Consider the following 4,975-nt stretch of genomic DNA (forward strand, 5'->3'; position numbering starts at 1 on the left):
CGACTCCCTGTGTTCCGCCGCGGAGCCCCGCGCGCGGGGGGAGGCCGGGTGACCGGCGCCGTCCGGCTCGCCGGCACCGGTTTCGGACCACCACACCGCCCGCGCGAGGCGGGGAAGGAGAGCACGCATGGACCGGCAGGCACGGGTGGAGACCGCGTGGCGGCGCTACGAGGAGTGGCTGAGCAGGCACGCGCCCCTCTCGTACGGCCTCCTGCGCGACCCGGCGACGCCTGAGCAGCTGGAGCGGGCCGAGCGGGCCACGGGGGTCGTGATGCCGCCGGAACTCCGGGCGCTCTACCTGATCCACGACGGCGTGCGGGGCGCCGACCTGGAGGAGTTCGGCGAGCAGCCGTTCTCCCCGGACGGCGAGGGCGATCCCTGGCACCGGAAGGCGAACGCCGTGGACTTCATGCCCAACGGCCAGGCGTGGCTTCCGCTGGACCACCTGATCGACGCGCACGGCGGACCGCTGGCGGATGCCACCGGCCTGGATCCCGTGCCCTGCCTGCCCGTCACCGCGAGCGCGAGGTACACGATGATGGAGGGCCTGTACCTCGACCCGGCGACGGGAGCGCTGGGCACCTGGGCGGACGCCCAGGAGCCGGCGCCGGTGGGGGCGGACCTCGCCGACTGGCTGGAGGAGGGCGTCGCCGCCCTGGCCGAGGGGCGCCCCGACCGCTTCCTCGGGATGCGTCCCTACCTGTCCCCCTCCGGTGACGGCCTGACCTGGTTCGACCCCGACCCGATGTACGAGCAGGACGGCTGGCGGCCCGTGACGCGCTGACCGCCGGCCCCCGACGCACCGGCCCCCGGACCCGTGCGGGTCCGGGGGCCGGTTCGGTTCTCCTGGTCCGGTCGAAGGGTCAGGACGTCGCTTCAGGACGTCACGGGCGCTGGGCGCACGTGATCACGTCGGCCGTGGCGTCACAGTCCTGGAACCCGTCGATGTCCACCCAGTAGGTGTCCGTGTCGAGCAGCCGGAAGGTCGACGCGAACGACCCGAAGCGGGCCATGGACTGGGAGTTGACGTTCAGCGACATCGAGGACCGGCCGCAGGTCTCGTCCCAGGTCGGAGCCGCGTACCGCTCGTCGTCGTACAGCCGGTAGGTTCCGTCGGCCAGCTTCTTCTCGTAGGTCTGGACGCACTCCCGTCCCTGCGCCGCGTCCGAGACGGGCTTGGGGTTCTTGCCGCCCTCGGCCGTGGGCATGCCGGCCGACTGGTACGTCGCGTTGAAGGAGTACTCGTCGCAGGAGCGGCGGTCCTTGCTCGAGCTCGAGAGCTCCGGGTGGAGCGCCGTGTCGGCGCGGTACACCATCCGGTTCGCCGCCGCGCCGTAGCAGACCCGGTACCGGTTCGCGTTCTCGCTGCGCCCGGCCTTGTTGGCGCCCGCCGCGTTCCGGGTCTTGTTCGGCATGTACTGAAGCGGGGTCACCGGCGTCTGCCCGAAGAACTCGGGGGCCAGGCGGTTCTGGATCAGCCAGGCGTGCGCCGCGGCCGAGGGGAACTTCTTCGCGTTCATGGAGTAGCCCGGGCTGTACTCCTTGATGACGCAGCCCCCGGACCCGTACACCGTGTCGCAGCGCGCGGGGATGGCCGCCGGGGAGGTGCCGTGGTTGTCCGTCACCACCATGTTCGGGGTGTCGGTGCTGAGGATGCCCTGGATGATCTGCGGGATGTCCCGGGAGAGGTCCTTGTCCTTGGCGCCGGAGGCGTTGGCCACGCTGCCGTCCCAGTTCGTCTCGGCGTTGCCCTGGGCGATGTGGGTGTCCGCGCCGGACGTCCAGGTGGGGCTGCGGTCGGTCTCCCAGTCGAAGCCCGTGTCGTTGTCGGCGCAGCCACCGTTGCCGCAGGTGGCCAGGATGCTGAACGCCAGGGCCTTGGGCGACGCCGGCCACTGGTCCGTGATCCCGCTGGGCAGCGGCGTCATCTGGAGCCAGTGCTTGATCGTGTTGCCCTTCGGGTCGAGCTTGAACTGCCACATCAGCTCGAAGTCCTGGTAGTAGTCCTTCTTGCCGTTGTTGCCCTTGACGTTCCAGGAGAACAGCAGGCACGCCTCGCTGCGGCGGACGAAGGACTTCTGGGCGGTGAGGGTGGTGTCGCACCAGGAGCTGTCGAGGAGGGGGCCGGTGTATCCGGCGGCGGCCGTCGGGGACGCGTCCCGCGCGCCCGTCCGGTCGGCGCCCTGACGCTCGCGGGCCTTCTGCGCCTTGATCGCCTCCGCCGCCCTGGCGGTGCGCTGCTTCAGCGGTGTGACGGTGATGGTGGCGTCGCCGGCCTCGGTGGTCCGCTGCTTGCCGGAGAGGAGGGCGGGGGCGTCCTGCTGGACGGCGCCCGAGCTCGTCAGGGTCTCCCAGCCGTCCCAGCCGAACGCCGGGTAGGGGTTGTTCCAGTCGGCCGGGTCGACCGCGGCCGGGTCGGGCTTGTTCAGCGTGATGTCGACCTTGTGGCTGCGGGTGGCCGGCGCCGCTCCGGCGATGAACCCGTACCCGTTGGTGGCGCCGACGTTGTCCGCGCGGTCCACGGCCTGGGTCTCGACCTGGTGCGCGCCGTCGGTGGTGGGCGTCACCGCGAACGTTCCGGACGTGCCGGTCGGCGTGGTCGTGGTGTTCACCGTCTGCCAGGTGCCGCGTCCCGGGGCACCCGCGTCCGGGTCGGCGTCCTCGCCGTCCACCCGGTACCGGAGCCGGTTGGCGTCGGCGACCGCGGCCGCCGTCCACGTGCCGGACTGGCCGCTGCCGCCGCCGTAGCTCCCCTCGGGGTACTGGGCGGAGGTCACCGGGGCCGGCTCGTCGGGCGCGGTGGTGTCGACGACGAACTGCGTCCAGGCGGACCAGTTCAGGTTGTAGTGGGTGCCGTCGAAGGCGTTGGTGCGGAACTTGTAGGTCCGGCCGTCCTGGAGCTGGCCGGCCGGGACGGTGACGGTGACCGGCTTGCCCTGCTCGCCGAACTCGGAGACCAGCAGGCCCTCACCGGCGGGGGTGGTGATGGGCGTGTTGGTGGCGGCGTCGTACACCTGGAAGGTGGCGTTCACGGTGTCGCCGTCGGCGTCGGTGAAGGTGTCCCGCAGGGTGGGCGTGGTGGTGTTGACCGCCCACACCCCGGCGTAGGACTTGAAGGGGGCGCCCGCCTGGCGGTCGGCGCCGTCCGAGGGCCGGTAGTTGTAGGTGACGGACAGCTTCGGCTGGTTCGAGGTCGCGTTGCCGGAGTTGACCCGCTTCCACGCCTTGGTGTCGTCGGTGGCCGCCCGCAGGCCCATGTGGCCCCGGGTCACCTTGGCCGACGCCCAGGACTGGACGAGGGTGTCGACGTCGGCGTTGATCCAGCCGTCGGGCTGGGTGGCGGTGCAGTCGGGGTTGCCCCGGGTCTGCGTGGAGGAGTGGTACTGCTGCTTCCAGGTGGGCTGGCTGGTCCACCGCGAGGACGTCGAGGAGGCGGTGGTGTCCCAGACGGTCCAGCTCTGGCTGGAGCAGTCGGTGTTGCCGGAGTGGAAGTTGTACAGCGCCAGGTTGGTGTCGACGATCAGCGCGTCCTGGATCGGTGTGGTGTTCCAGGTGATGAAGGAGCGCGCGGTCCGGGGCGTGCCGTCGGCGTTGGTGGTGCCGGGGTTGCCCATGTCGAGTTCGACGTCGTTGGACCAGTCGACGGTCTCGCCCTGCTGCACGTAGGTGTCGAAGGTGGCGGCCAGGGCCGAGGTGGAGGGGTCGACGGTGACCGGGTAGCGGGTCCTTGGGTCGTTCAGGAAGTCCGCGGAGGGCGTGACGACGAGGTCGACGCGGCCTTCGCCCTTGTTGACGACCTTCATGCCGACCCGGGTCTGCCGGGCGTGCTTGCCGGACGTCTCGTCGACGGAGGCGTCCCACATGACCGGGGCGGGCATGGTGGCCCGCGGGGCGCCCGTCGCGGCGTCGGTGAAGGTGACGGACCCGTCGTCGTTGGCCTGCGCCTTCAGGCCCTTGGCCTTGACCGGCAGGGTGTAGGAGTAGGCGCCGTCCGGCCGTTCCCGGATCTCGACGAACTGCTCGAAGCCGGTCCGGGTGGCCTCGACGATCAGGTCGGCGCCGGGCACCGCGTCGGGGTAGCGGGCGGTGGTGCCGTCGAGTTCCGGTGCGGGCAGGCCGCCCTTCCACTGGAGGGTGACGCTCTCGTCGCCGGATCCGAGGGTGACCAGGTCGCGCGCGGTGGCCTTCCGTGCCTCGGCGAGCGACCCGGGTGCGGTGCCGCCCTTGCCGGCCAGGCGCAGGCCGCCGGGGTGCTCCTTCGCCTTCACCGACCCGTCGGCGGCCTTCGTCCACGTGGCGTCCACGGTGCGCCACGTGCCGTCCCGCCAGACCCGCTCGGGTCCGGGCGTCATCTCGGTGGTCAGCGTGCCGTCGGGGTTGGCGACGGTGATCGAGTCGGCGGTGGTCTCGTCGGTGGCGGTGACCTTCTTGCCGGTCCTCCTGGCCTCCAGGAGCGCCCACGCCTTCGATCCCTCGGCGTGGGACGCGGCCCACGCCAGGTCGTCCTCGAGGATCTGCGCCGCGGACGGCTGGACGGGCCGGGTGGAGGCGGACGGATCGTCCGCGAGGGGGGCCGCGGCGGCCTGCCCGGTCAGTGCGATGCCGGCTTCGGCGGTCAGCACCAGCGCGGTGGCCGCGGCCAGCCGGGTGAGGCGTCTGCTGCGGTGGGGGCGTCTCGATGCGGTCGGTTGTGCGGAGGGATACACGGGTGTGCCCTGTCCTTCCTTGCCATGACCTGAACTCCAGTGCGAATGCGCACCGGTGGACGACCCTAGGAAGGAAGATCATTTGGGCTGTAGGCGCTTTCCGGTCAGCCGCGGCGGGGCGAGGGCTCGGCGACCGGGCGCCGGGGCGGGCCGGGAAGGGCGCGGCCGCAAACGTAAGTAGAGTCACACCCTCCGCTTGATGCGCCGCGACCGGTTCAGGCCGCCCCGAGGATCACGCTTCGTGGCCGGGCGGAGGTCCCCTCGACGGC

Annotated in this window: 2 protein-coding genes; one reads left to right on the forward strand and one right to left on the reverse strand. The window is 71.8% G+C overall.

Annotated elements, in window-relative coordinates:
* Positions 1-127 precede the first annotated feature (127 nt).
* Positions 128-784, forward strand: a complete 657-nt coding sequence (locus HW445_RS18145; protein WP_180222048.1) for an SMI1/KNR4 family protein — start codon at positions 128-130, stop codon at positions 782-784.
* Positions 785-884: 100 nt separating this feature from the next.
* Here the strand turns inward: HW445_RS18145 and HW445_RS18150 are convergent, their stop codons facing one another.
* Positions 885-4,706 carry a DNRLRE domain-containing protein gene (locus tag HW445_RS18150; protein WP_308799409.1) on the reverse strand — a complete coding sequence of 1,274 codons (3,822 nt, stop codon included), beginning with the start codon at positions 4,704-4,706 and terminating at the stop codon, positions 885-887.
* Positions 4,707-4,975 lie beyond the last annotated feature (269 nt).

The organism is Streptomyces sp. UH6 (assembly GCF_013421635.1).
In the GTDB taxonomy this organism is placed as follows: domain Bacteria; phylum Actinomycetota; class Actinomycetes; order Streptomycetales; family Streptomycetaceae; genus Streptomyces; species Streptomyces abyssomicinicus.